This window comes from Paenibacillus sp. V4I3 (genome assembly GCF_030817215.1).
Lineage (GTDB): Bacteria > Bacillota > Bacilli > Paenibacillales > NBRC-103111 > Paenibacillus_E.
In genome coordinates this window covers 3196491-3222563 of record NZ_JAUSZA010000001.1, presented here as the reverse complement: position 1 = coordinate 3222563, position 26073 = coordinate 3196491, and the positions used below count along the sequence as shown (strand labels likewise).

At 40.8% G+C, this 26073-nt stretch carries 20 protein-coding genes and 5 pseudogenes; 6 read left to right on the top strand and 19 right to left on the bottom strand.

Features of this window, described 5'->3' with window-relative positions; all coding sequences use genetic code 11:
- Positions 1-360: 360 nt before the first annotated feature.
- Positions 361-1698, bottom strand: coding sequence for an IS110 family RNA-guided transposase (locus tag QFZ77_RS14870; RefSeq protein ID WP_483874774.1), 1338 nt, complete (start codon positions 1696-1698; stop codon positions 361-363).
- Between the two features lie 385 nt (positions 1699-2083).
- On the opposite strand from QFZ77_RS14870, the gene QFZ77_RS14865 reads away from it, so the two are divergent.
- The gene (locus tag QFZ77_RS14865) at positions 2084-3439 is read left to right on the top strand and encodes a catalase (RefSeq protein ID WP_307440774.1); all 1356 of its coding nucleotides are present in this window, start codon (positions 2084-2086) and stop codon (positions 3437-3439) included.
- Between the two features lie 353 nt (positions 3440-3792).
- A pseudogene (locus QFZ77_RS14860) lies at positions 3793-5058 on the top strand (IS110 family RNA-guided transposase).
- Between the two features lie 379 nt (positions 5059-5437).
- On the opposite strand, the gene QFZ77_RS14855 reads toward QFZ77_RS14860, so the two are convergent.
- From QFZ77_RS14855 to QFZ77_RS14835, 5 genes and pseudogenes are all read right to left on the bottom strand, one after another.
- Positions 5438-6034: a hypothetical protein gene (locus tag QFZ77_RS14855; protein ID WP_307440773.1), complete on the bottom strand. Its 597-nt coding sequence runs from the start codon at positions 6032-6034 to the stop codon at positions 5438-5440.
- A 338-nt stretch (positions 6035-6372) separates the two neighbouring features.
- Positions 6373-6714: a DoxX family protein gene (locus QFZ77_RS14850; RefSeq protein WP_060647815.1), complete on the bottom strand. Its 342-nt coding sequence runs from the start codon at positions 6712-6714 to the stop codon at positions 6373-6375.
- A 159-nt stretch (positions 6715-6873) separates the two neighbouring features.
- Positions 6874-7299, bottom strand: coding sequence for a MarR family winged helix-turn-helix transcriptional regulator (locus QFZ77_RS14845; RefSeq protein WP_307440771.1), 426 nt, complete (start codon positions 7297-7299; stop codon positions 6874-6876).
- Positions 7300-7500: 201 nt separating this feature from the next.
- Positions 7501-7611: pseudogene (locus QFZ77_RS14840) on the bottom strand (polyketide cyclase); the annotation flags it as partial.
- Between the two features lie 79 nt (positions 7612-7690).
- Entirely contained in the window at positions 7691-8299 is a 609-nt protein-coding gene (locus QFZ77_RS14835; protein ID WP_307440769.1) for a hypothetical protein, read from the bottom strand.
- Between the two features lie 408 nt (positions 8300-8707).
- On the opposite strand from QFZ77_RS14835, the pseudogene QFZ77_RS14830 reads away from it, so the two are divergent.
- Positions 8708-9930: pseudogene (locus QFZ77_RS14830) on the top strand (IS110 family RNA-guided transposase).
- Between the two features lie 90 nt (positions 9931-10020).
- On the opposite strand, the gene QFZ77_RS14825 reads toward QFZ77_RS14830, so the two are convergent.
- From QFZ77_RS14825 to QFZ77_RS14815, 3 genes and pseudogenes are all read right to left on the bottom strand, one after another.
- Positions 10021-10701 (bottom strand): HAD family hydrolase, encoded by a 681-nt coding sequence (locus tag QFZ77_RS14825; RefSeq protein WP_307440767.1) that lies wholly within the window; start codon positions 10699-10701, stop codon positions 10021-10023.
- A gap of 190 nt (positions 10702-10891) precedes the next feature.
- Positions 10892-10963 (bottom strand): annotated as a pseudogene (locus tag QFZ77_RS14820) (helix-turn-helix domain-containing protein); the annotation flags it as partial.
- A gap of 4 nt (positions 10964-10967) precedes the next feature.
- Positions 10968-11456, bottom strand: coding sequence for a DUF2975 domain-containing protein (locus QFZ77_RS14815; protein WP_307440765.1), 489 nt, complete (start codon positions 11454-11456; stop codon positions 10968-10970).
- Positions 11457-11896: 440 nt separating this feature from the next.
- Here QFZ77_RS14815 and QFZ77_RS14810 point away from each other — a divergent pair, with 440 nt between their 5' ends.
- The 3 genes and pseudogenes from QFZ77_RS14810 (at position 11897) to QFZ77_RS14800 (ending at position 16370) form a co-directional block, all read left to right on the top strand.
- Positions 11897-14824, top strand: a complete 2928-nt coding sequence (locus QFZ77_RS14810; protein WP_307440763.1) for a collagen-like domain-containing protein — start codon at positions 11897-11899, stop codon at positions 14822-14824.
- A gap of 905 nt (positions 14825-15729) precedes the next feature.
- A pseudogene (locus QFZ77_RS14805) lies at positions 15730-15993 on the top strand (cupin domain-containing protein); the annotation flags it as partial.
- A gap of 53 nt (positions 15994-16046) precedes the next feature.
- Complete coding sequence (locus tag QFZ77_RS14800) at positions 16047-16370, top strand: carboxymuconolactone decarboxylase family protein (RefSeq protein ID WP_307440761.1); 324 nt, start codon at positions 16047-16049, stop codon at positions 16368-16370.
- A gap of 32 nt (positions 16371-16402) precedes the next feature.
- Here the strand turns inward: QFZ77_RS14800 and QFZ77_RS14795 are convergent, their stop codons facing one another.
- From QFZ77_RS14795 to QFZ77_RS14750, 10 genes are all read right to left on the bottom strand, one after another.
- The gene (locus tag QFZ77_RS14795) at positions 16403-17089 is read right to left on the bottom strand and encodes an N-acetylmuramoyl-L-alanine amidase family protein (RefSeq protein ID WP_307440759.1); all 687 of its coding nucleotides are present in this window, start codon (positions 17087-17089) and stop codon (positions 16403-16405) included.
- A gap of 185 nt (positions 17090-17274) precedes the next feature.
- Positions 17275-19098 carry a sensor histidine kinase gene (locus tag QFZ77_RS14790; RefSeq protein ID WP_307440757.1) on the bottom strand — a complete coding sequence of 608 codons (1824 nt, stop codon included), beginning with the start codon at positions 19096-19098 and terminating at the stop codon, positions 17275-17277.
- Positions 19095-19799 (bottom strand): response regulator transcription factor, encoded by a 705-nt coding sequence (locus tag QFZ77_RS14785; RefSeq protein ID WP_307440755.1) that lies wholly within the window; start codon positions 19797-19799, stop codon positions 19095-19097. Before QFZ77_RS14785 ends, QFZ77_RS14790 begins: the two co-directional genes overlap by 4 nt.
- Before the next feature lie 140 nt (positions 19800-19939).
- Positions 19940-20464 (bottom strand): hypothetical protein, encoded by a 525-nt coding sequence (locus tag QFZ77_RS14780; protein WP_307440754.1) that lies wholly within the window; start codon positions 20462-20464, stop codon positions 19940-19942.
- Between the two features lie 797 nt (positions 20465-21261).
- On the bottom strand, positions 21262-21843 hold the full coding sequence (locus tag QFZ77_RS14775; protein WP_307440752.1) for a hypothetical protein: 582 nt from the start codon (positions 21841-21843) through the stop codon (positions 21262-21264).
- 180 nt (positions 21844-22023) lie between these two features.
- A complete protein-coding gene (locus QFZ77_RS14770) occupies positions 22024-22779 on the bottom strand; it encodes an alpha/beta fold hydrolase (RefSeq protein WP_307440750.1) in 756 nt (251 codons plus the stop codon).
- 13 nt (positions 22780-22792) lie between these two features.
- Entirely contained in the window at positions 22793-23545 is a 753-nt protein-coding gene (locus tag QFZ77_RS14765; RefSeq protein WP_307440748.1) for an alpha/beta fold hydrolase, read from the bottom strand.
- A 192-nt stretch (positions 23546-23737) separates the two neighbouring features.
- Positions 23738-24070: a hypothetical protein gene (locus QFZ77_RS14760; RefSeq protein WP_307440746.1), complete on the bottom strand. Its 333-nt coding sequence runs from the start codon at positions 24068-24070 to the stop codon at positions 23738-23740.
- Positions 24071-24203: 133 nt separating this feature from the next.
- Entirely contained in the window at positions 24204-25097 is an 894-nt protein-coding gene (locus QFZ77_RS14755) for a hypothetical protein (RefSeq protein ID WP_307440744.1), read from the bottom strand.
- 187 nt (positions 25098-25284) lie between these two features.
- The gene (locus tag QFZ77_RS14750; RefSeq protein WP_307440742.1) at positions 25285-26052 is read right to left on the bottom strand and encodes a nucleotidyltransferase domain-containing protein; all 768 of its coding nucleotides are present in this window, start codon (positions 26050-26052) and stop codon (positions 25285-25287) included.
- Positions 26053-26073: the final 21 nt, after the last annotated feature.

Here is a 26073-nt window from a genome sequence, read left to right as displayed (position 1 = left end):
TCTCACGTAAACTCAATCATTCGCAGGATTTCATCACTTTGAAATATAGTAATCTTAAGAATACTAGGTTGTTGCGACCGTAATGTACCCTATTAAGGCATGCGGGAATAGAAGAAACATTGGAACATTTCCCCGTTTCGAAAATCTACTGCACGCATACTCCACAATCCCCTGGAGATTGACCATCCCAAGGCTCTACGGGTCGACGCCCTTACATTCCTTCATTACACCTATCCAAGGTGTGGAGACCGATAGCGTTTAGCGGATGGGTCTGTGCCCTTTTGAAGAACGAACTCGGTCCTCCGTGCTTTCTTTTTTCGAAGTCCTGCGAATGAATCAATTTACGTTAGTTCGAAGATGTTAGGCAGCCTGAGTATACTGAATGACCGTTTTTTCAGGAGTAAATGGCTCCTCGGAATGCACCATGCCAACTAAGATTCGTGCCAGTTTTCCAAGCAATTTAAATATCGACTTCTGCTTACTCATATGTTTAACTTGCACATTATTCTCATGTAATTGCTTAAATATAGGATTTGTTCCCACTAATGTTAAGGTAGCCAGATACAAATATTTTCGAAGTGTGGAATCTCCTCGTTTCGAGAGTATGATCTGGCCCCTACGCTTTCCAGACATGCTCTCTGCTAAATTTAAACCGGCCTTCCGTAGCAACTGGCGACCGTGAGCGTACTGCTTCAGATCACCCGCACCAGCCAGAATTGCTGCAATATAGATTGTGCTCAAACCCTTAACGGAACGAAGTTGGCTAGCAATTGGAATCTCACCAAGTAAAGCTGCGATTTCTTGTGCTATTTGGTTCAATATACTATCAATGTGCTCGTACTCTTCTAATAAGCGATGCAGATCCTGTTTGGCCTCATTCAGCGCTACAGTTTCCCCCACGCTTTGAACCGCTTTAGAGAGTAGTTCAGCGGCCTTCTGAATACCTGTGGAGCCGCCAGCTCGTTTCATATATTTTCGCCAACCTGTAATAACTTCTGACGTAGATTGACCTTTTAGATCCAACGGAGACGGGAACTCTTTGAGCGTAGCTATGGATCGTGGACAGGTCCAATCTTTAAACACAGAAGCATACTCAGGGAAGCGTATATCTAGCCAGCGGATGATCCGATTCTGCATCCGAACACTATTTGTGACCCAAAATTCTCTATCATTCATTAGGGTCCGTAACCTCTGAAAATGAGTCGCTTGCCGAATGTATTCATAATAATAGCCACGGCTAATAACATCCGCAATAACAAGGGCATCCTTCGGGTCACTCTTGGAGGGACAATTATCTCGGTTCTCCTTGTTTCGTTTCGTCGTTGCAGGATTAACTAAAACAACATTTAAGCCCTTCTCAACAAGCCAGTTAGCCAAACTGTACCAATAGTGTCCCGTCGGCTCCATGCCAATTATGATGTTCTTTAATCGATGTTTTTGTTGCAAGCCTTCCATCCAACGATGTAATTTTTCAAATCCCTGGAGTGTGTTTTTGAATGATAGATGCTGGTTCGTAAGGACAATTCCTCGATAATTAGTAGCTTGAGCTACTTGTGTTTCCTTTGCCATATCAATGCCCACTACAAGATGTGAAGTGGTAATTCGTTCAATACGTTGATTTTGTCCGTCTGATTGCTTAAACTTCTTAATTAGAGCGCCTCCTTGATGGTGTTGGTATCTACCCGTCGACAAACCCATCATACCGAGGCGCTCCTTTTTTGACAAAGCCCATTTCTTAGGCTATACAGGAATGTTTAGCTTAACACCCCACCACCCCATTATTTCCTTGCCGCTATCTTGAAACGTTTCGTATTGGTCTTAATTCCCTTCTCCGTTTTGCGGGTTTCTTCGGTTGAATAATAGTAAATTTTCCATTTCCTTTCCTTTAACCATTTTAAAAAAAGACTTGCCGTCAATTTAGGAAATTACATTCAACTGGACGTTTTCATGTTCTGGCGGAATAACGTAAGTTACCCCACACGGGGTGCCTTTTTCATGCTTTGATCACTGTCATATTCATAGCCAAGCGCCTCATACCTTAATATGTCCATACAATTTATAGTGCGGCTTGGGAGGTAGAGAGATGAACGAGAACACAGGAAAACGCCTCTGGCCGGGGGAGCTTCCGGATGTTGAACACTCGCAGACGGTTGGAAGTCGAGGCCCCGTGCTGGAGCAGGATAGTATACTCCACGAAACACTGGAGACGTTTATCCATGAGAAACCGCTGGAGAGACCCGTACATGTCAAGGGCTGCGGCGCCTTCGGCTACTTCCAGACCGTTAACGCGATGCCGGCCTACACGCAGCTGTGCTTCCTGCAAAATCCGGGCCTGCAGGTCCCCGTCACTGTCAGATTTTCGCTTGCTGTCAGCAATCGGGGTACGCCGGATACGTCCCGCAACGTGCGCGGCTTCACCACCAAGTTCTACACGGACCAGGGCGTATTCGATCTGGTCTGCAACCACATCCCGGTATTCGCCGTCCGGGACGCCATCCGCTTTCCGGAGTTTATCCGCTCCCTCTTGCCTTCACCCGTCAATAACCTAACCGAGCCGGAGCGGTTCTGGAACTTCGTCGCCCGGGCGCCGGAAGCCACCAACTTCGTGCTTTGGCTGTACTCTGACGTCGGCACGATTAAAAGCCTTCGCCACATCCCGGGCCACAGCGTCAATACCTACGTCTGGAAAAACGCACAAGGCATGCGCACCTACGTCAAATATCACTGGATGCCTCTTGCCGGCATTCAGTACATCGATCAGCGAGAAGCCTCCCGACTGTCAGGCGAGAATCCCGATTATGCCGCTAAGGATTTGTTCGATACCCTGCAGGCGGGCAAAGGGGTGGAATACGGCCTTTACGTGCAGCTGATGAACCCTCAAGACGAGGCCACCCTCCCCTTCGACCCGCTGGACGATACGAAAATATGGGATGAGCGGCAGTATCCGTTGCATCCGGTCGGCAGACTGGTCTTGAACCGCAATCCGGATAACTATAGCGAACAGGTCGAGAAGCTGGCCTTCTCCCCTGCGAACCTGCTGAAAGGCGCAGAGCTGTCGGACGATAAACTGCTGCAAGGGCGCTCTAACATTTACTGGGATTCGCAGCGGCGACGGCTTGGTCCGGATTTCCGCAGCATTCCGATCAATCATCAGCAGCACTGGTCGCCGGACTCCCAAGTGACCAGCGGCAACGGAAGATTCGTGGAAGGCCGCCTCGAGCGTACGGACATCCCGAAGCAGGATGACTTCATGCAAGCGGGTGAGTTCTACCGATCGCTTGCGCCACTGCAGCAAGAGCATTTGGTTGCGAACCTAACCGGCGATCTTGTCCAAGTCTCGCGCGAAACGCAAAACATCGTGCTCGGCTACCTGTACAAGGCGTCTGCCGAGCTTGGAGAACGGGTCTCTCGGGCCATCCATGGAATGACCAGGGGTTGAAAACCAAAAAGAGCTGTATTTGACAACAAATACGGCTCTTTCTTTATATAAGGTTATGATTTCAAGTCAAAGCGGTTAGCCTGCCCGTTACTTCAACGAAAAAAGGAGTAGCTGCCGGCCGCGGCGATCTGCTCCCTGGTTATTGAATTGTCTTCTCCTTGTGTTAATCATTATCCTCCTGTTAGCACAGAAGCTGCAGCCGATCGTCATAGCCGACTGTAGCTATCTTTCTCCGTTAGATTCCTGTAGATGGATAAATTTCAGCTTTGTAAAAAAACGAGCGCCTCGGTACGATGGAAGTACGCTACGGGTCAAAAGCCCTTTAATTCCATCATCCAGGAGGACGCTCTACTATGAAGTTTAAATCACAAGATAAGCAAAATCAACTCATTGAAAACATTACCGTTAATCACATTGTTGTAGGTGTAGACATTGCTCAAGAGGCTCATGTTGCTAGAGCAGTTAACTTTCGTGGTGTCGCTCTCGGCAATCCTTTAGAGTTCAGTAATGACGAAGATGGATTCAAGTCCCTCGACCGTTGGATTCGCGAATTGTTAGCCTCATTTAAGCTATCCCAAGTAATCGTTGGTATGGAACCAACTGGTCATTACTGGTTCAGCCTTGCCGGGTGGCTCAAAAACAAGCTATTGAAGTCGTACTTGTTAATCCTCACCTAGTTAAAAAGAATAAAGAAAACCGCGACAATACACGCTCTAAAAGCGATAAAAAAGATGCTTTAGTTATTGCCGATATGGTGAAAAACGGCTACTACTCCCCTGTCCGCTTCCACTCCTCTGAGTATGAGGAGCTGCGAGTGTTAATGGCTAACCGAGAAACAGTCGTAAAACGCCTTGTAAGTGCCGTTAACCAGATCCACCGTTGGGTCGACATTGTCTTCCCTGAACTGAGACAAGTCTTTAAGATCTTAACTTGCAAAGGTGCTTTGTTAACCCTTCGGCTTTTTCCGCTCCCATCTGACCTTTGTAAACTGAGTCCTGGCGATGTAATTAAAGGATGGCAGAAATCAATGAAACGGCATTCAGGTGTGCGTAGAGCTCATCTACTAATCGATCTTGCCAAGCAAACTGTTGGATCAAAGCAGGCAACACATGCTTACAAACTCCATCTAGAGCAGCTCCTTGAGGAGCATGACTTAGCCACTAAACAACTACAGAGGATCGAAAAAGAAGCCAAGGACGTTGTTGAACGTATCCCCTATTCAGGCAAGATCCTAGCCATTACAGGTATAAGTTTCAATTGCTTTAGCTGGTGTTTTAGGAGAGTCTGGAGATCTTAGAGGTTATGCGCATGGGAACGCCCTACTCCGCCACGCAGGGCTTAATTTGACCGAGGCAAGCTCAGGTAAATGGAAGGGACAAATGACACTCAGTAAACGAGGCCGTCCACGCCTGCGTCACTTTCTCTATTTAATAACGATGTGCATGGTCATGAGTAACCAAGAATTTAAAGCCTTACATCACCATAATGTTCAAGTAAAAAAGCTCAAAAAGATGAAATCTATTATGAAGTTATGTGGAAAGTTAGCTCGGCTCTTAGTCGGAATGGCCCGTAGTGATGAAGCCTACAACCCAAATAAAATCGTTGCATTGGCAGCTTAAAAATAAACAATATCTCACGCAAGTTGGCGTATTCGCAGGATGACATAGAAAGCACGGAGTATCGGGATACGTTAAACAAAAGGGCTCCGACCCATTCCGTTAGAAAGACCGACCTCCACCCCTTGGATAGATGTGACGAAGGAATGTAAGGGCTGTTGACCCGTTGAGACATGGGAGTGAAAATCGCTAAGGGCACCGTGGAGAATACGTGCAGCATTTGGAACGAATTGGGTGAATCAACCCCACCTCTGTTCCCGCATGCCTTTTTAACGACACATCCTAATATATCTCGCTAACTTTCATTCACCTTCGAATCTAAAGGATGAAATCCTGCGAATAAACGAGCTTGCGTGAGGAAATCAAATCATACCGAGGGAGTTCAACAATTCCAATAAATCTTCTCTTCTGCTACAAATTCGAAATGTAAATCTTCCTTACGTATAAACATGGTTTTATATTTGTTGCCATCTATTGAACTTCTAGTCTTGGAACTTACGATTTCGACCTCAACAAAATTGAAATGGACTTCGGAAGCTTGTTCTTTGGTTATACCGCCAGTCAAAAAATTGGAACCATCACCGAACGACTTAAAAATAATTAAGTAATTCTCAAGATCTTGTTTCTCTACATGAACCCATTCGAAGTTAATGAATGCTTCAATGAAAGACTTTTTCAATGTGCATTCAATGTGGTGCAACCCACGATAGCAAGGAAGAGTATACATATATGGGTGCACTTCACTTGAAGTAATAATTATTCCGTACTTATAGTAAAAGGATTGGTAGACCATTTCATAATACAATGGGATTACAATATTATCCCAAGCGTCGTAAGCAAATGCATGGATGGGGACCAAATGAGGATAAAGGCTCGTTAGAGCAGCACTTAAATTAATCAATATTGAAGTATCAGTCACATTTAGTAATTCCTGTTCAACCTCATGACGTAACGTTTTTGTTCGTCTTCGATCAATCATCCTCGATCCCCCTTCTTCAACCTTCCAGATATATTTTACCACAAATGCGTATTTAACTAATCTGCCCAATAGTTCAACGAAAAGCAGCTGATCTTTCTGGCCCTGCTGCCGCGGTGTCCAAATACAACTATCGTTACTTCAATGAACAAAAAAGTGACCCACAGCAACGGTATTATTTAGTGGAGGAAAACCCACATTACATCGGACAAGAACTGCAAAGCTGGTATCATCAAATTACCCAAGAATAATGGCTAGGTAATGGAGGCTGCCGTTTGTACCGGCAGCCTCGTCTCGTTCTGTTTGAGCAATAGTTTCCCGTACAAGCTCCCGTTTCAATTTCAGAGATCTAAATGATAAAGGGCAATCGTAAAAGACAGCAGACACAGTATTATTGCTGGGATCGCTTTTTTAAATGGATCACGTGCGATCACAAGCAGAGTAAAGACTGCAACCAGCATTGTCGCTCCTAGAAGTAATCCAGATAACAAAGCTACGATAGGATACCATATCCCTACTATCATTCCAATGGAGCATATTATTTCAATAAACCCTGTTAAGAAATTAAATATGGACGGAAGACCAAATCGACTAAATTCATTTGCCATTTTACCTGAGATTATTCTCGTTCCTGTTATCATGAAGAAAATGCCCAATATAACTTGGAAAATAATAACTAACATACCGTAATCACGCTCTTTCTAGTTTTAATTTTTCGCATTTTATATGCTATAGCATATAAATGGTGGACTCATACGAGTACATGGATATTTGAGTTGGGTCTCTTCAATTCGTTGTGTCTGCATCTCGAATTGCAACACGCACTTCAAGATGCCTAGGCACTACTCATCTTTTACGCTTGAATACAGTTTGCTAAGTAGCTCATGTAACTGTTGAAGTTCATCTTTACTCAAATTTTTGGTAACATGATCGTGAGCAGCCGTTACAATTGGCAAAAGTTTTGTTTTGAGACTCATTCCTTTGTCGCTAAGGAACAAGTTGTGGGATCGTTTATCAAAATCATTCTGTATTCTTCTTACTATTTCTTTTTTTTCAAGTGAATAAATCATCCTCACAACAGTGGTTTGATCTCTATCAATGGCTTCAGCAAGCTCTTTCTGGCTCGTTGCTCTTTCCGCGTCAAGTATATTGATAATCCCCCATTGTTCAGGAGTTACTTCATATTGTTTAAGTATTTTCGTGAAAAAATTAGTCATTTTTACATCTGTTCGATGAACAAGAAAACCAGTGAGATTATTTAGCTCCATAATATATGCTCTCCTCTCTATAAGATCAATACATGCTATAGCATATAAAATATCTTAAAAACTCTTGTTTGTCAAATGGGACGGCTCACTCACATTTTAGTAATGCCTGCTGGAACTGGGAAAATAATGATAAAACCAGCGGCATTACTGGACTGTGGAATACTGCCGCTGGGTTTAGAATTGAACTAACGTGCCCGTGCATCAAGATATACTTACCAGATGCTCCTCAAGGCGATCCATGGTCTGTTCAGCACCTGGGACGGCATATATTTTCACCTTTTCAAATACAGCGGCAGTTTCTTCAAAGATCGTAACACCAGCTATAACTGACAGTATCTCCTCGAGCATATCCTCACCTCAAACGTAGTGCTATCGTTATCCGTTAGCTTAATCATTCAAATGATATCTCTTTATCCAAAATTATCTCTTTAGGCGGAGACTCCATTGGATGAGCATGTGGAATCAATCTGAACTTTAACTTCTCGATACTATCGGGAAGACGCGGAATAACCATAAAACTCAGTTGCGTATGTCCACCGCCACCATGAGCACCATTTTTACGTACGATGTATTCTTGTTCTCCATTTACATCTAAAAGTAATTTCGGGCGAATGTGGCCGGCATTCTCATTATCATTTGATTTGTTAATTTCAATAAACACAATACTACCGTTCTCATGCTGCATTGAATGTGTTACTTCATATTCAAAACCATCGATATCTGACTTTTTCATGATGGGCAGGACATTAAGTAATTTGCCAGGTCCGTTGGGTAAAGTGGGTGGGTTACTCTCTGCAAGACTGTGAATGAGTCCATTAATTTGGGGAATATCCATATCAAACTCAACTGCCCATGCACTCACAATTTCATTTGGTGGAAAGAATCTTCTGCCATTCGAGATGCCTTTACGCTCAATAAGTAATCTTATGATCTTTTCATCAATGGCCTTAATCACATCATTGTATTCGTTAGGAAAAAATTTTAAATCACTCCAAGCCATGGTTGGCCTCCTTAATATCTTTAGTTATCATTATATCTAATTCCCAAGATTGTACCAAATAATGGTGCTTTCACCCGGTCATTGGAACTAACCTGCCCGTTAACGGAACGAAGGACTACCACGCGGCAGCCCTTTCGGTATGAAACTATCGTTTCCCGTTAGCCATCCATGCCCCTCACGGGGCACCACGGAATAATGAAAATTTATTTAGTAGGTTTTATAATAATAGTACGGTTGGCGAGGAAGGTCGTTGAACTATGGTGCCTTGAGCCCTACCGTTAGTCTGACCACAGCGACCCCGGTGTACCACGGACTGTTGCTCCCTCTTGGGAAGCACGCAGGGTAGATTAACCCTTTATTGGTTTGCTGCACCAGCCTCAATTCATTGGCCGTAGAAAGGTGATTCACATGCAAGTACTTATTGAACGTGCATGCGGTTTAGATGTTCACAAAAAAACCATCACTGCTTGTATCGTTACACCTGAAGGAAAGGAGATTAAGACATTCCACACCCACACCGTCTATCTGCTTCAACTGATCGACTGGATGAAAGAGCATCGCTGTACGCATGTAGCTATGGAAAGTACAGGCGTCTTTTGGAAACCTATCGTCAACTTGCTTGAAGCCGAGGACATTCAATACCTTGTCGTAAATGCGGCGCACATGAAGGCTGTTCCTGGGAGGAAGACGGATGTGAAAGACGCCGAATGGATCGCAGACCTTTTGCGTCACGGATTACTTACTGCCAGTTATATTCCAGATCGTAACTAACGTGAGTTGCGCGAGTTGGTTCGGTATCGTCGAAGTTTAATTCAAGAACGAGCTCGTGAACATAACCGGGTACAAAAGGTCCTAGAAGGAGCTAACATTAAACTTGCTGCTGTCGCCACAGATATTATGGGACTTTCCGGTCGTGACATGATGAATGCGATGATTAATGGCGAAGAAGACCCTGAAAAACTAGCCAGCTTCGCACGCGGAGTCATGAAGAAAAAGAAGGAAGAACTTGAACTTTCACTTCGGGGTAAAATGAGTGCACATCAACGCCTCATGCTAAAAACGATGCTTACTCACGTTGATTTTCTCAATGAACAAATCACGGATCTAGATGCGGAGGTAGCCAAACGGCTAGACCCTTTTCAAGAAGACATTGATCGACTAGATACGATTCCCGGGATTGCCAGACGTACCGCTGAACAAATATTAGCCGAAATTGGAACAAATGTCGGTTCACGGTTTCCAAGTGCAGCCACCTTTGCTCGTGGATCGGTCTTGTGCCAGGACACAACGAAAGTGCCGGTAAACGAAAACCCTCGAAAACTCGCAAAGGAAACAAATATCTCCGATCGGCACTTCTTGAAGCTTCACAATCCGTATGCAGATCTGACAATTATCTCGGAGCCCTATACAGGCGAATCGCAGCACGCAAAGGTGGTCGTAAAGCGGCTGTTGCTGTTGCACACGCCATCATGAAGATTGCCTATCATCTCTTAACTCGCAACGAAGATTACAGAGATTTAGGTGCTGATTATTTTGAAAAACGTCAGCAAGATTTCATCGTCAAACAATCCGTTCGTAGGTTAGAGAATCTTGGCTTTACAGTAACAATCGCTGCTCCCAACGCCTCATAATACCTCACTCATATTAAAACATAAGACGCAGCCTTTTGAAAAAAACGTCATAGCTGCGCCTAATTTCGTATTGCCATTTTTAGCTCTCAGCTATGTGAGATTTTCAGGGTAGTTGAATTGTTCAATTAGTGATTTTAAACTCATTTGTTTCATTGATATCAATCTTAAATCTATGTCTACATCATCGAATTTTAACTCTTTCGTAATATCGTTGGGAATTACAATACAGTGCATCCCAGCTTGCTTTGCAGCTCGAGCACCATTTGGAGAATCCTCGAAAGCAATTGCCTCTTTAGGCTCGATACCAAAGTAATTTAAAACCTGAAGGTACAGTTCTGGATCAGGTTTTACTTTTTTAACATCATCACGAACACGAATACAATCAAAGTATTCAACTACATTTAAACTCTTTAAATATTCGGTAACCCAATCCTTGGTCGAGCTTGAAGCTAACCCTATTTTTAATCCTAAATCCTTAGCAGCTTTCAAATATTCCTCTACTCCAGGTCTTATTTTTTCTTTAATTATCAAGTTCCCATACTTCTCTCTTCTCAAAGAGCGAATTTCCTCTCGGTTCAATGGTTTACCAACACATTCATCAAGATAATCATAAGGATTAAATTTACTGCTGTCTGTTCCTACCCATTGGCCCCACATCTCAATTTTCAGTTCTAATCCATGCTCCTCATATATCTCTTGAAATGCTCTAAACTCAGGGGTTTCTGTATCAAAAATAAGGCCATCAAAATCAAATATTATTGCCTTAATCATAATTACTTATCTCCCTCTTAACTTCGAACTAATTGCGATAGTAATACCAATGCTTTATGATTTTCCATATTCCTTTTTGCATTATCCTGCCCGTTAACGAAATGGAGGCCACCGATTATACCGGTAGCCTAGTTCTGGATATTCATTCAACTATCGTTCACCGTTAGTTAAATAAATTAGTTGTCTGTTTTTATTGAGTGTCTTCGTCGCTTTTGTACTCCAAAATATCACCTGGCTGACAATCCAAATTCTTACATATCCGTTAATCATTCATTTTTTGACTTTATATCTGGGGCATTTTTTAATGGCTTTTGAAGTGCGTCCACAATGGCTGCGATGATACTTGTTGCTAAAATACCCATTAGACATAATGATATAGGACCTGCTGCACCATCATCACTTTCTGTAACTTTAGCAAGCACCTTTAAGCTTACTATTCCTAACAAAATGAGGAAAATGACTGTAAAAGCACATTTCTTTATAATCTTCAAAGATTTAATGGATAATTCAGAGAAAGCATTGTTCTTTTCGATGTAGGTTAATAGTTTATATGCTTGATACAACGCAACAGAAAACGCAATACAGAATCCGTATGCACATACTAAAAAGGGGATTAGGAAGTAAGCCGTATCTGGATGTACCCTTGCATCTCTAACGGCTATCTCAGGCAACCAGATACACAAAGCAAGCACTGCAATTCCAGCCAGAAAAATAATTACCTTTAAGAAAGCGGTTGAACCTCGTTTAACGTTCATTTAAAACACCTCACTTATTTAATGACAACATGATTTTAGCATATGATTTATTGTTTTACAATAAATACATATTGTCTTTTATTATATTATTATTGTATTGAAATATCATTTTAATTTTGACAAAAATAAAAAGCATTTCTCATTACAAAGAAATGCTCTTACTTTAAAATGTTAAATTTACAACTTGTTCAACAAAACTGCCCTTTAGTTGAGCAAAGGCTGCCGAACATGCTGGCAGCCTCATCTTGGTTGTGTATGTAACTAACGTTCTTCGTTAGCGCAATGATGAGCTTATTTTTAGAAGTCGATTGGTACTTCTCCCTCATGATGGAACTCAATTACAAATTATAATGGTAACAGATCAATAGGTATAAGCCTTTCCGCAAATCTCCTCGCCATCATAGGATATACACATCCGCATTGGAGGAGGAGTGTACGTTTTGGAAGAGATTAAAAAGATGAACACAGAATCTTCTTCATTAAAAAAGAAAAAGTATATTTCTGTAAAAAAGAAAATAGCCACTAGCCCATCTAATTGCAAAACGTGTGAGGAAGAATTAAAGCCCTTCATTCGTAGAACAATCCGTCGGTTTTTGAGAAAAGTACACTGTGTTCCTGGACCCCGCGGTCGGAAGGGACGTAGAGGAATTGCGGGACCTCAAGGTCCGCAAGGTGTAACTGGACCGGCAGGGCCAGTCGGGCTGAGAGGTTTAGCAGGATCCCCTGGTATAATTGGACCTCAAGGAATACAAGGTCCAACCGGGCCACAAGGTGTTATCGGTCCTCCAGGTCTAGATGGACCTCAAGGCATTCAAGGCCCAGCCGGGCCACAAGGTGTTACCGGTCCTCCAGGTCTAGATGGACCTCAGGGCATTCAAGGTCCAACCGGACCACAAGGTGTTATCGGCCCTGCGGGTCCTACTCAGTTACTTGTGAATCAGACGGCATTTGTCGATCCTGTGTATGGTAACAATGCAACCGCCATGCTTGACGACGAGACAAAACCTTGGCAGACGGCCGCTGCAGCTGTGGCTAGTGTCCCTTCGGGCACGACAATTATTGTACGTCCCGGAGTATATACGGAGACGAATTTGGCTAAAGACGGGATCAACTGGGTATTTGAAAAGGGAGCCATAGTGATAGCAGTCGGAAATCTTTTTGATGATCTGGGGGCAGTGATCGCCTTTGATGTGCTTGGTGAGGGACAGTTTCTGACTAATGGAGCAACAGCTGCAGGTAGTTCCATTCTTCAGAGTACAGGAGCCAGCACGGTCCACTTTGAATGTGAATCAATGAGTGATACGGTTGGTAACACGATCAGTCTCCTAGGTGGCGGGAATTATACCATTAATGTTAGGGAGAGTATCACGAACAACTTCATCGGAGGCTCTGCGGTTGTGATTGCTAGTGGTGTGCTGTTTTTGAAAGCTTTTGAAATATCGAATGATATCACCGGTACAGATGACCTCATCCTTTTTACGGGGACAGAAACGATTAGTATTGGCCTTGAAGTAACCATGATTAATAGTGGAGGCAGGGCTATTGTTGTGTCCAACAGTGCCGCAACCCAGACAACAGCTATCACAATGCGAACACGCAACATACAGTCCAACTCTGGTTTAATTATAGATGTCACTCCGACATTTACAGGAACCTTTATTAGTTACTCCATTGCTCTGGTAGGCAGTTCCCAAGGGGTCTCGCTCCAAGCCGGTAATATTAGTTTATTTTCTTATATATTGGTCGTGATTAATTCAGCAGCTCCGGCACTCGTTATTAATGGGAATACGCAATTCACGGGTGATTTCGATAGAATATTTAGTCAAGATCGATGTATTCTTATGCAGAACGGTGAGGCAGTTATCCATGTCAAAACAATGAATTCCTTCCAGACGGTGAACCCGGCCATCGATCTTCAAAATGGGCAAATGAGATTACAGGTGGATCTCATTTCTAGCGAGGCAGGAAATATCAACGTAGCCGGAGGTAGTCACAAGGTGACTGTGATGCAGATGACCACAAACGGGTTAACCATTCCATCCGTACGTGTTGAAAACAACAGTGTTCTATTCCTGAATTTCCAGGAAATATCTGGATCGGTAAATGGGCTTATTACAATAGGGACCGGCGGAAATTTAAACATGATTGGAGAACGTATCAGCACATTCGATCGTGGTAACGGTTTAAATACAGCCTTGCTAATCACGGATGGTCAAGTCGATGCGAATGTTAATGTGATATCTGCTTTTGGGAATTGTATCCATCTCTCTTCTGGTGGTGGCAATCCAAACCTCCGTTGTTATGTAGATGAACTCTCCAGCAATATAAACGCAGATCCTACATTTGCCGGATCCAGCTTAATACTTCAAGAAGCAGGTAATGCAAACATTAGATTCAATCGAATGGATGCTTTCTTTCCATCACAGATGATAAGACTAGTGAATGGCAATCTTGACATAGAAGGAGGGCTCATGTTCAACACTTTTACGCCTTCTTCTATAGGAATTTTAGTCTCCGGAGGCAATTTCTATGGCAACATTGATAAAATTCAATTGGGCACACGTGCTTTAGAAGCGAGTTCAGGCAATGTAGCACTTACTTTTGACGAGATCTCTGTCTTTCAGCCTAGTTTAGATCAAAATATCGTTTTGCTAAGCGGGAACGTCATCACTCGAATCGTTGGTAACCTTCTTCAGGGTGGCACGAATTATACAGCCATAACTGTTCAGGATTCGGCCAATCTCGAAGCACATATCAAAGATTTTAGAGTCAGTGGTGTTTGTATTCAATATAATTCTACGGCCATTTCAGACATTTTCTTCGATAGTATTTTTATTCCTGGCGGCGTAACCCTTGCCGGTACAGCAGCCATAGTTGTAACTGCAGGTACCTTAAGGGCAAAGGGAGGACAACTCGAAAACGGGACCGGACTTAATACGGGAACTGGTATTCTACTTGCTAATGATGCAAGTTTTATCGCTGATATTGACTTCATTCGCACATCAAACAACGCGCTAAATACCTCTAGTACAGGCAGGATCAAATTATATGTGGATGAGGTGGAGTCGGAAACGGAAGTAATTAACATTAACAACCTTCCTACTGCAAACTCAGCGGATTATACGTTCAAAGGTCTATATCGATCTACAGGACCCAACACATCGGCGATTACTATTAATAGCCTAGATCCACCTAATATGATGCGGTTAATCGATACAATTCTTATTAGTGGAGCAGGACCTTCGATATCATCGACAGTTGCAGTATTAGTAAAGAACTATGGTGTCCTTACGGCTACTTTTTCACCGGATGCTACGGTTACATTCTTATTCCCTGCTTCTGTTAATATTGATCCAGCAGTTAATTAGTGTTGTTATTCGAGCAAAACCGCCGTTGATGTGCGGCGGATTTTTTGCTTACACAGAAGATTTTTCATCAACTACCTAAGACACGGCAGTATTACTTCAAAAGTAACAAGCATATGCAGCATTTGCCGCTCCACCGGTCGTAAGAATACGTATAACTATTTAAAATTGCTCAACTTATAAGAAATCTTACCACCTTCAAATTTTAATTTGTGTTTAGAAACACTGCGTGGAAACGTACCATAAAAGAAAAAGCCTTTGTTCCACTACTTTTTCCTACAGTTTTCTTAATAAGAGTATCGTATTACCACCACGCTCTACTGCCCGTTACTTGAGAAGGCAGCCGATCCAATTGGGTCAGCTGCCTTCTCAAGTTGTTATTTTACTCTCGTTCTGCGTTAGCGTAATAAATTAATGTTCCACTATAATATAAGTGTTTTTTCACAGTTAAATATATCTAAGATATCTTGACAGAATAATTTTAACACGTCTTTCTCATCATCTATTCTCACTTAATTAATCTCTGCCTCAAAACCCTGTTGCATAGGTATAAATTCGATTAATCTAAAAGGCTTTACCTTCTTACTTTTATTATGGTAAGTCCAATTTGTTATAAGTTCAGGAAGATTTCTTTCATCATATCGAGTTAAATTCTTTATCTAACTTAACTGGTCGAGAAAAAACTTTAACTTCAAATTCTTGTGGATAATATATTTCATTAACATCCTGAAACTGCATTAATTATCTATCCTTTCTTCAATAACTCGAGAGTAGTGTTCCATCGCCCCTATTCAGGCATTCAATCACTTCATCTGTTGAAATGTTGAAAGTTCATCAAACGGTTAGTAAATCCGTATCTTCATCCATTTTCTAGGCTTAGACTCAGGCATTTTCCTCAGTTATTACTGGGGGCACGAAATAATTGGCATAAGCATCCCGGCGGGCAGATTCTGCTTGTTACGGGAGGCAAAGGAAATTATCAGGAAGAAGGCAAACCTGTACAAGTGCTGCACGAAGGTGTTGTATTAAAAATTCTTCCAGATGTGAAGCATTGGCATGGCGCTACAGCGGATAGCTGGTTTACCCATCTCGCAGTAAGTACAAATGTTCAAAAAGGAACCACCGAATGGTTAGAAGCTGTAACAGATGAAGAATATTACAATTTAAACTAACATGATGTTTCGCCGCTACATCCCAAGTAAGTAAAACGAAAGAAGGACAAAGCATGTCTAATTCAAAAGAACCTACTGTTGCCCTGAAAAAATTGGGCAGTTTTGCGCCAAAGCTTGTGCAATTGACTGATGATGTTTTGTTTGGAGATGTGTGGGCGCGTAAGGAGCTTTCCCCGCGTGACCGCAGTTTAATTACCGTTTCTTCTTTATTAACTGGCGGAAATACAAAACAACTGAAATCCCATTTACAATTAGCAAAACAAAACAGTCTTTCCGAAGAAGAACTTATTGAAGCAATGACTCATCTTGCTTTTTACGCTGGTTGGCCAAAGGCGATGTCTGACATGATGGTTGCAAAGGAAGTATTTTTGAAATAGGTTGAAAATCAATTTAACAACTGTTCATCCATTTACTTTTGTTTATTAAAAAAAACAATAATGCCGGCAGTAACTGCAGTTGCTGCTTTGTCTTGAAAGGCTTGCGTTTGAATTCGCTGTTCATCTTCAGGGTTGGATAAATAGCCTAGCTCAAGTAAAAGGGAAGGGCTACTGTTTTCCCTAAGTACGTGGTAGTCACCCTGTGCAACTCCTCGATCTTTTGTATCTATCTTTTGTTTGAATAACTGCTCGTGTATCATCTTTGCTACTTGTTTATCTTCCGATTTGTTGTAATAGGTTGTTATGCCCGCTATATCATTGCTTGTAAACGCATCAAAGTGAATACTAACAAACAGATCTGCTGCATGATTGTCTGCAAGTTCAACTCGCTCAGGTAAAGTTAGAAATTCATCTTTATCACGTGTCAAAACGACGTTTGCTCCCGTTTTCTCTATTAACTCTCGTTTTATATGAAGGGCTGTTTGAAGCGTAATGTCTTTCTCATGAATGCCCGTCTGACCCGTCGCACCCACATCTTTGCCACCATGCCCAGCATCTATGACAATCGTTTCCCCTTCTAAAATGCGTTTTTCTTTATGCATAGCTTCGCTATTAACACTTTCTTTTTTAGTAAGGCTATTTGCTTGTACATTAAATGCATATAAGGCCGAGACAAGTAACAGGATCGTAGATAAGGCAAGCATCATATTTTTTTTCATAAAACAACTCTCCTCCCAGTAATCTAACTCTATCTAGCGGAAACTTTCATTTCATAGAGTTATTTTAATAGAGGCAGATGAAGGTAAGGCGGAGTTAAAATAAAGTTGAGATGAAGATTAGGCGAAAAAAATAACCACTTTTCATGACGTTAAAAATTCACGACATGAAAAGTGGTTATTACGTATTAACCTTGTTTATTTAAACAGAAGAAAAACAAAACCCCGTCTTCTGTGTTCGCCGCGCCGTAGGGCACTCCATGTAACTCCAAAATATTTTTCGAAATGGCAAGACCTAACCCGGTTCCGCCTTGTGCGCGGTGGCGTGCCGCATCTCCTCGATAAAAGCGGTCCCATATTTTATCTAGCTGATCTGCTGGAATGTGAGCCCCCTTGTTTTCAATACACACCTTAACCTCATCTAGTTCTTCCTTTATCGAAATGAAAATGTGCTCTTGCTCTGGCGTATAGCGAATCGCATTGGTTAGAAAATTTGTAAGAACTTGCTCGATCCGATGTTGATTCGCCAGGACTGCAACGGCTGCAAGCTCGGTTTGCACATGAAGTTGTTTAGTGCTGAACTCCACGGATAGTTTTTCACAAATATCCTCGATAAGCTTATCGATATTAAACGTTTCCATCTTCATTATATAGGTGCCTGATTCAAACTTGGCCAACTCCAACATATCCACAATCAAAAGATTCATCTTATCCACTTCTTTATCCATGGCATCGAAATAATAATCCTTCTTATGTGTAGCAACGCCATCCTTCAGAATCGAAATGCAGCTTTTCATAATACTTAGCGGCGTCTTTAGCTCGTGAGATACCCCTGAAATAAATTCTCTTCGTGTATTTTCCAATTGCTTTTCTTTCTCAATGTCCTTCTGCAGCTGTTCGATATAGGAGTGCAAGGATTGGGATAGCGAATTAATACTTTGAGACAAGTCGCCAATTTCATCATTGGATCGAATGACAATCTTTTCCGAAAAATCTAAACTTGCCATCCGCTTAGTCGTCCTATTGATTTGCAGCAAGGGGTTCGCGATTTTTCTCGAATAATACCAAGCAGCAAGAACAATAAGAAGCATAACTAGCCCAATTAAGTACACATAATAATCTTGGAGCATCTGCACCGCTTCATCAACGGGTTGTAGTGAGGCCATGGAGAAAATATAACGAGTGGTCCCATCTTGATCTTGGATCGGGTCAATGAACAGTTTGTATTTCACGTCATTTTGTGTAAAATCAAGAATTTGCAAGGACGTATCACTGATTTTCGTACCATCGAATATTAAATTCGTTTGAAAATCCTTCAATCTGTCCATAAACAAACTATTGGTGTAAATAAAGCTTGAGGATTCCTTGCCAGTTGGGAATTGAATTTTGGTAATCGTACCGTTGAGTACAGTCTCAGGAAGTAAGGTTTTCTCTGACTTATTATATTTAATATCCATTTGAAGATCGTATATCTTTTTGGAAATTTTCTCATTCTCCCACATGATGTTTCCTTTTTCTACTAATTGAACACGATATGGAATTAACGCCAGATCCTTTTTATACGCTGAAATAGCAACGCGTGCTTTCGAGGTCAGAAGGGATTTCGCTTGACTTGGGGTGCTTGTTAAAATCTCATTGATGTTCATCATATGATAAAGCGGAAAGGTCATCGTTTTACCAGAGAATTCCGCGTTAGATTTAGCTGTATCCATCTTGACTTCCACATAGAAATCATTCACATTTTTTAAGTTTCCAAAGCTATCTAATGTCGTAATCCATGCATTATTTTGCCTATAAAAATCCTGTTCCAACTTCTGAATGGTAAGTACATCCCCGCTACTTTTTAAATAATTTTCTTTATAGGATTGGATGTTCGTTTGAATGTCGTTCACTTTTCGGTTTGCGTAGTATTGCTTAAAAAATATCGTTTGCCCTAGATAAATCGTAGTTAAGATGAAGAGGCATAACAGGGTGGTCAGCGAAAATAGTTTAACTACAATACTCGCTCTCATGCGTTACCCTCGAACTTATAGCCTGTCCTCACAATCGTCGTAATCAGCTTCGATTTATCTCCCAGCTTACTTCTTAGGTTACGGATATGTGTGTTCACTGTACGATCATCCCCTTCGTATTCATAGCCCCAAATTTTTGAGATGAGCTGATCCCTCGAAATGACGATGCCTTTATTTTGCATGAGATAGGCTAAGATTTGGAATTCTGTATACGTCAGGTGGACTTGTTCCCCATCTACAGTCAAGGATCGAGAAGAAAGATTCATCTGAATCCCATTTGTAGATAAGGTATCGCTGCTGGCTTGAGACACGGGGGCGTCCGATTGTCGTTCTTCCCTATTCCTGCTATCGATCAGTCGTTTGGCCCTGGCTAATAAGACAGCTGGACTGTATGGCTTCGTTACGTAATCATCTGCACCAAGCTCAAACCCTAACAATGTGTCATCTTCATCCACTCTCGCGGTCAACATAATGATCGGGACATTCGAAGATTTCCTTATTCGTCTGCAAACAGACCAACCATCGAGCTCCGGCAACATGATATCAAGCATAATTAAATGAACGTCATGGGCTTGAAATAATAATAAAGCCTCTTTCCCATCGGCCGCTTCTAATACGTGATAGCCTTCATTCATGAGATAATCTTTAATAATTTCACGCAGAATATCTTCATCTTCTACAATTAAAATAGTTTTTTGCATCTGATTGCTCCTACTAGGCTTATGAATACCATTCTTACCTACTTAGTTGTAACATAGCCAAATAAAGATTGTGTGAAGATAATTTAAAAAAGGAACAGCTGCCCCCATCGGCAGAACTGTTCCTTCTTTAATTGATCGATTTATTTACTCCACTGGGTATCCGTTTTATGTTCGATGACTTGTTCCACTTTTTTTGCAATATCTTTTTCCATCGTACTGCCGCTTTTAGGAACTTCACCTTTATTTTCAGCTTGAATTTGTGCGTCAACCTGTGTTTTTCCAATGGCATCTAGCAATTGTTGTTTTGAAACATTTCTGGACGCTGCAATCTCAACGACAGATTTTCCTGTTGCTAATTCTTGTTTTAATTCTTGTGCGCTAATTTTTAATAACGAAATTAATTTTTCATCGTTTAGGAAAAAATCTGCCGTATGATCAGGCTTACCATCTTTTGAAAATAATCCTTCTACTTTAATAGTTGAAGGTGTTGGTTCACCTTTTAATACGGCTTCAATTTCTTGAGGAGTTGGTGCTTTGTCAGTTGTTTGTACTACCTCAATTACTTCTTTTTGGGCTGCATTGGCCGCATATGCACTAGCCGCTCCCACTAATAGTACTGCTGAGATACCAAGTACAGTAAATAATTTTGTTTTATTCTTTACCATTTTAATTACCTCTTTTCATTGTTTTATTTGCTGTTGCAGGTATAAATATAATGGTTACATATCAAGATGAAGTGAAGATTATATCAAGTTGAAATTGAGATTTTATTAGTTTTAAAATGCAAAAAGCCAGCAGGGTTTGCTAGCTTCTTCTTGCTGTCGGCCTAGTATTACTTCGTTATTCTTACATTGTCAATATATAAGGTGCCTGTGTCATTTCCGGCAACGCCAAACGCCAATTTGTTGACATCAACCGCTGTCGTATCTCTAAAGCTGAATTCCCAAAAAGTTTCTGTTACACATAACTGCTGCCCGACGAACAACTAGAACTGTCGATCAATACCGATAGCCTTGATCCACTACACAATTCTGCCCTTTAGTTGAGAAAAGGCTGCCAGTTTACTCGGCAGCCTTTGACTTGAAGATTAATTACGCTATAGTTCTTTCGTTAGCCTTAACCTTAACATTCATTCGTGCAATATGATAAACTTGGACTGAGGTGATCAACTAATGCCATCAAACAAATTAATGCTGTCAGGTATTTTTCTCTTTGTACTGATGTATTACGTTCAAAACAATATGCATATAAGATTGCATCTGTTTGAAGTAATAATTCCACTAATTGGGGTTGTCCTGTTTATTCTCGGACTAATTACGAGGGACAATAAATAGTCAACTGTTAAACTAAACTGCCAGCCCGTTACTTGAATGAATAAAAAAGAGGAGCAGCCACTAAGCATGCTCCTCAACTATAGTTCTTTCGTTAGCGGAACGGAAATTCAGCAAAGACCAGAGTAATATTACAAACCTGTACCTTCTACAAATTCCCTGAAATAGGGTATTTCCTTTAGCTTTGGGTATTTATCAATTAAGGACGACAGATATTCGTTAACACTTTCAAAACACCCATAAATAAAGTCGTCTTTTTTTAAAATGTTCACTTTAGAAATAGGAATTTCCTTTTGAATTGACACTTTTTCTCCATCGTACCAAATATATTTTTCAGAAAAAAAGTCTTCGCCTTCGCGAACTGCAAAGATAATATTTTCTCCGTTGCCGTAATCAACACATACGAGTGATTTGCTGATTTGTCCAGTGTATTCTTCGATAACAACCTCTTTTTCTTTCTTCAGGTTAACAATCCCTTTAATAAATGCTTCCAGCATCGGGAAAACAGGTGTAGATATTCCTTGATTGGAGATAGAAGAAGTACCTTCATAATACTTATCATAATACTCTGAGCGGAAATTAATAAAAAAGGATTGTCCATCAATTTGAATATCTAACTTACCCCAAAAATCAAAATCAATATGTCCCTCTTTAACTATCTCAACAATGTTCTCCGTTGGTTCTGTTTTAAAGACAACTTCAAACCTAGCCATGCTTATCCTCCAAACAAATGGTCAGTTCTTTTTCACTCTCCGAAAGCCCTTTTTTGCCTAGTATCGTCTTCTGGGAATGAAACTAAACTGCCTGTTGTGGTATTCTTATTCAACTATCGTTCTGCGTTAGCGTAACTCCAATTCCCATCGATCTATCCTGATATGATGAAGAGGAATCCCTTACATTGAATTAGCGTCTAGAAATTGAAGAATCGCATCATTTACTAATGAAGGGTTTTCCCTTAACATATGAGGTCTATGGCTGCCATTCGAGACAATAAGATTCTTTGATCCTTTAACAAGGGAACTCAAGTGTATGATTTTTTCCTCGCCGACAAATTGGTCATGTTCACCAGTGATAAATAACGCCGGACATTTAATACTGCTGAGTTGTACCTCTGATAGTTGCGGGTATAGACGCCAATCTCGTGCGGATTGTCTCATATGTTCTTGCCAATTACCCTTATGTGCTTCCATGTGCCTTTCTATCATTTGATTAATCGTATCCTGCTTCCCATTTTCAACAAGCCATTCTGGTTCAAATTCTTCAACACCAGTTGGATCACAAAAACCGCTTGAACCAATAGTGGTAAGAGTAGCTACTCTATCGGAATTATTAACGGCAACATACAGACCGACATTTGCTCCCAAGCTGTAACCAATCAAATGGGCTTTTGAGATATCCATATTATCCATAAATTCCACAATATCATCAGCAATTTTAGGCGTAGACCATTCAAGACTTTCGCATTTTGTCCTGCCATGTCCTCGGAAGTCAGGAAAAAAACAGGTGTATTTCTTTTGGAAATCTAACATTTGACTCGCGAAAGCCAAGATGCCCCGGGAATACCCGCTATGCAGAAAGATTACAATTTCCCCCAAGCCCATTTTTTCGTAGAACATCTCCAAGTCCTTAACCTGTAGGTATGGCATCATTTTTCCCCCTGCCTCATGAGTGTTGAGTTTCTATAAAATTCAATATGGTATTGTTGACAAACACAGGATTTTCTCCACTCATCTGGGGTCTATGACTGGAACCTGGCACTATCACATAACGAGAGTTATGGATCAGAGCAACTGCCCGCTTTAGATCATCCTCAGGTGCGAGCTCGTCATATTGCCCAGCAATAAAGAGAGTGGGACAGGCGATGCTGCTTAGTTCTTCGTCATTTAGCCGCGGATACGTCTGCCAATCTTTAACCTTTTGCCGCAAGAATTCTTGCCAGTTCCCTTGATGTGCGTCCATATGCCTTTCTATCATGGAATTGATAAAATCATTGCGACCGTTTTGTAAAAGCCACTCCGGTTCAAACTCTTCCGATCCTTTGGATGCGACAAAACCACATTGACCTATTGACGTCAATGATGCAATTCTGTGAGGATGACTGACAGCACAATGGAGCGCAACTCCTCCTCCCATACCATATCCAATAACATGTGCCTTGGAAATATGTAGTTGGTCCATAAATTCTATGATGTCTTCAACATGCTGCGGGGTACTCCATTCAAGGCTGCAACTCTGGGTTCGACCATGCCCTCTAAAGTCTGGAAAGTAACAGGTGTACTTCCTTTGAAAATCAAGTATTTGACTGGCGAAAGCTAATATTCCCCTTGAAAAGCCACTATGTAAAAACAAAACTGGATCACCGATACCCATTTGTTCATAATACATTTCTAAGTTATCAAACTTAAGATAAGGCATCTTAACTCAACTCCTCAATTCATATATAAGAACTAATGTTCTTATATTGTACAACAAAATTATCCATATAAACAAGAGAATTATTACGCATAACTGCCCGTTAGCACAACAGACCACCGAGTTTATCACCGGCAGCCTGTTTGATCTTTGTTATGAAGCTATCGTCTCCAGTTAGCTCAATAGTCTTATGTTTTAATTCTTTTGGCAGATGAATAAACCATGACTCCTTAAGCCTAAAATACTTCTCTCACTGCAGGTCCGCAAGTGATAATTCATCCATGATTCAAACTGAGATGCGTCAAGCTTATCGACATCATTGTGGATGGTATGGCTGATTCCATCCGTACCGACATGTTCAGAAGCAGTAACATCATACTGTTTCATTAATGCTTCGACTTCATCTGGACTCGTAAAGTAAGCATCTGTCCAGAAGCAATCCTCATCCCCTTCAAAAATAACCCCTTCATGCAATATTTTTTCAATCACACTGTTACGAATAAAACTGTTATCTCTGGTCGCCAGCATAGTGGGCTTAGTTTCGTGCTGCCTTTTTTGGGTGTGTGCTAAGAGTAATTTTCGGGGTAGCTAAACGAAGGGGCGAATGCCCCGAAGCGTGAACATGGTGTTATCTGATGTCGCCAACTCCCTGGATTTCCCATCAAGTTAATTCGCTTGAAACAAATCTGGATTCCAAATTAATTAATTCACGATTCTTTTGTTCAAGCCATTTACGGCGTTTAATTGGTTCTTTCATTATGTAAGTTATATTCCGACGAATGCCTAGGTAAATTTCCCCAATCCCTAGTGATTCCGTATCTCCATACTCTTTATTGAACTCTTCATAGATTAACATGAATTCAGCATCCCACAATTGAACATTCTCTGAAAGCAATTCTCTGATTGATGAATGAATTTTTGTTATTGAGTTTATGTATTGTCTAATATTTTGTTTAAGATCTACCTTATCATTTAGTTGATCTAATTCCTTAAGAACAGTAGCCTTAAATTTTCCATCTTTTTTTAGCTCATCAATCTTCAAAAATGGTGTTATCACATGTTTTGAAAGGTCTCCGACTTTACTCATATTTAATGAAAGTATGTGAACTGGAAGTCCTCTATGTTGAACATAATTCCTTAAAGCCTCTATCACTCTATAGCCTAGAACGTTATCATATTCTGTGTTTCTTAACTTCTCAACAAGTAATGGTATGCTTGGATCACTACTTAACTCTTTAATATCGTGAGATATTTGATCCAAATACAGCTTTGAGGTTGTTAGGAAATTAATAATTCTGCGATTTATTAAATGAATATCACTGACTGCTAATGTCCAATCCGTTGAATATATCGGTGAAATCATCTTATTAAATGAAACATTTAAGATATCTTTTTCAAGCTCTAAATAGTTCTCAATAAGTAAATTTAACTTTTCTTCTACTTTCAGCATGGAAACAAGATATTGCTTTACCTCAATTATTCGAAGGTACTTTTCTTTCGTTATGTTCATGATAAAATCTGACGTCGGTTTAAATAGACAATATTCTTCTGTCATACTTGTCCCTCCAAATTCTCTTGGCGATTTCAGATAACGTTTTGTATTGACGACGTCCTGGCCCCTTAGAGTCGCTGCTTATAGTTGTGAGGCTTGCCGAACACCTAATGCAGTGACGTCCCGACGGGCTTAGGGGGCTGGATGTGGTCACTCGCTTCTCAGAGTGACCCGGAGCGTCAATATGGTGTTAGCCGAAGGAAGTTCTGGAAGCAGCCATTGCATTTAAGGCGTTCTCAAAATAGCTATATACTTCATCTGCAATTCCCAGAAACTCTTCAACAAGTACATTACTATCCAAGTAACAAGCATACAGATAATCAACTAAAGCGGAGTCAATCTCACAATAGTTTAATATGGCATTCTTCATCTTAATAATGTCATCTTGCCATACACCTGTATCTTCTAAAACCAAAGAGTATAATGCACGAATTAATCTCTTAGAGTAACCTTTAATATATCTAGTTTTCATTGTGTTATCACTAGCATTAGAAAGTAAACTATGTATACGATCTACTTCCTCCTTGGTCTCTGTATTTAAGTCTAAAATGAACTCTGGAGAAATAATTATCGGTGGTACTTTTTCACCAACGTCATGGCCATATATGCAAACACAAATTATCTTAACCCAAAAACCCCACTCATTTGGTTTACTTAATACATCGTCAATCGAGCAAATTATCGTATCAATCTTAGTTACTACTGGATATTCTTCCAAAAGCCTGTCTTTAATATTTGACAATCTTTCGTAATCAATATCTTTGGGATTTACACATACAATAGTAAAGTCTGCATCTGACTTAAAAGGTTTAGCAGTTCCTTTTGGAATCGAGCCACACATATAAATGCTATGAATCTTACCTTTAAATTCGGTAAGTATATTATTCATATACTTATCAACAAAATCCTTATATTCACTTTGTATTACAATTCTATTTATAACTTTTTCTAATATCATATAGACTCCTCCTAAACCAAG

Excerpts from the sequence above, each read along its gene's own strand:
- QFZ77_RS14775 (WP_307440752.1), bottom strand. The coding sequence starts at position 21,843 with ATGGCTAGGTTTGAAGTTGTCTTTAAAACAGAACCAACGGAGAACATT.
- QFZ77_RS14790 (WP_307440757.1), bottom strand. The coding sequence starts at position 19,098 with ATGAGAGCGAGTATTGTAGTTAAACTATTTTCGCTGACCACCCTGTTA.
- QFZ77_RS14755 (WP_307440744.1), bottom strand. The coding sequence starts at position 25,097 with ATGACAGAAGAATATTGTCTATTTAAACCGACGTCAGATTTTATCATG.
- QFZ77_RS14760 (WP_307440746.1), bottom strand. The coding sequence starts at position 24,070 with ATGCTGGCGACCAGAGATAACAGTTTTATTCGTAACAGTGTGATTGAA.
- QFZ77_RS14770 (WP_307440750.1), bottom strand. The coding sequence starts at position 22,779 with ATGATGCCATACCTACAGGTTAAGGACTTGGAGATGTTCTACGAAAAA.
- QFZ77_RS14815 (WP_307440765.1), bottom strand. The coding sequence starts at position 11,456 with ATGAACGTTAAACGAGGTTCAACCGCTTTCTTAAAGGTAATTATTTTT.
- QFZ77_RS14785 (WP_307440755.1), bottom strand. The coding sequence starts at position 19,799 with ATGCAAAAAACTATTTTAATTGTAGAAGATGAAGATATTCTGCGTGAA.
- QFZ77_RS14850 (WP_060647815.1), bottom strand. The coding sequence starts at position 6,714 with ATGTTAGTTATTATTTTCCAAGTTATATTGGGCATTTTCTTCATGATA.
- QFZ77_RS14835 (WP_307440769.1), bottom strand. The coding sequence starts at position 8,299 with ATGGCTTGGAGTGATTTAAAATTTTTTCCTAACGAATACAATGATGTG.
- QFZ77_RS14765 (WP_307440748.1), bottom strand. The coding sequence starts at position 23,545 with ATGCCTTATCTTAAGTTTGATAACTTAGAAATGTATTATGAACAAATG.
- QFZ77_RS14800 (WP_307440761.1), top strand. The coding sequence starts at position 16,047 with ATGTCTAATTCAAAAGAACCTACTGTTGCCCTGAAAAAATTGGGCAGT.
- QFZ77_RS14870 (WP_483874774.1), bottom strand. The coding sequence starts at position 1,698 with ATGGGTTTGTCGACGGGTAGATACCAACACCATCAAGGAGGCGCTCTA.
- QFZ77_RS14750 (WP_307440742.1), bottom strand. The coding sequence starts at position 26,052 with ATGATATTAGAAAAAGTTATAAATAGAATTGTAATACAAAGTGAATAT.
- QFZ77_RS14855 (WP_307440773.1), bottom strand. The coding sequence starts at position 6,034 with ATGATTGATCGAAGACGAACAAAAACGTTACGTCATGAGGTTGAACAG.
- QFZ77_RS14795 (WP_307440759.1), bottom strand. The coding sequence starts at position 17,089 with ATGAAAAAAAATATGATGCTTGCCTTATCTACGATCCTGTTACTTGTC.
- QFZ77_RS14865 (WP_307440774.1), top strand. The coding sequence starts at position 2,084 with ATGAACGAGAACACAGGAAAACGCCTCTGGCCGGGGGAGCTTCCGGAT.
- QFZ77_RS14825 (WP_307440767.1), bottom strand. The coding sequence starts at position 10,701 with ATGATTAAGGCAATAATATTTGATTTTGATGGCCTTATTTTTGATACA.
- QFZ77_RS14845 (WP_307440771.1), bottom strand. The coding sequence starts at position 7,299 with ATGGAGCTAAATAATCTCACTGGTTTTCTTGTTCATCGAACAGATGTA.
- QFZ77_RS14780 (WP_307440754.1), bottom strand. The coding sequence starts at position 20,464 with ATGGTAAAGAATAAAACAAAATTATTTACTGTACTTGGTATCTCAGCA.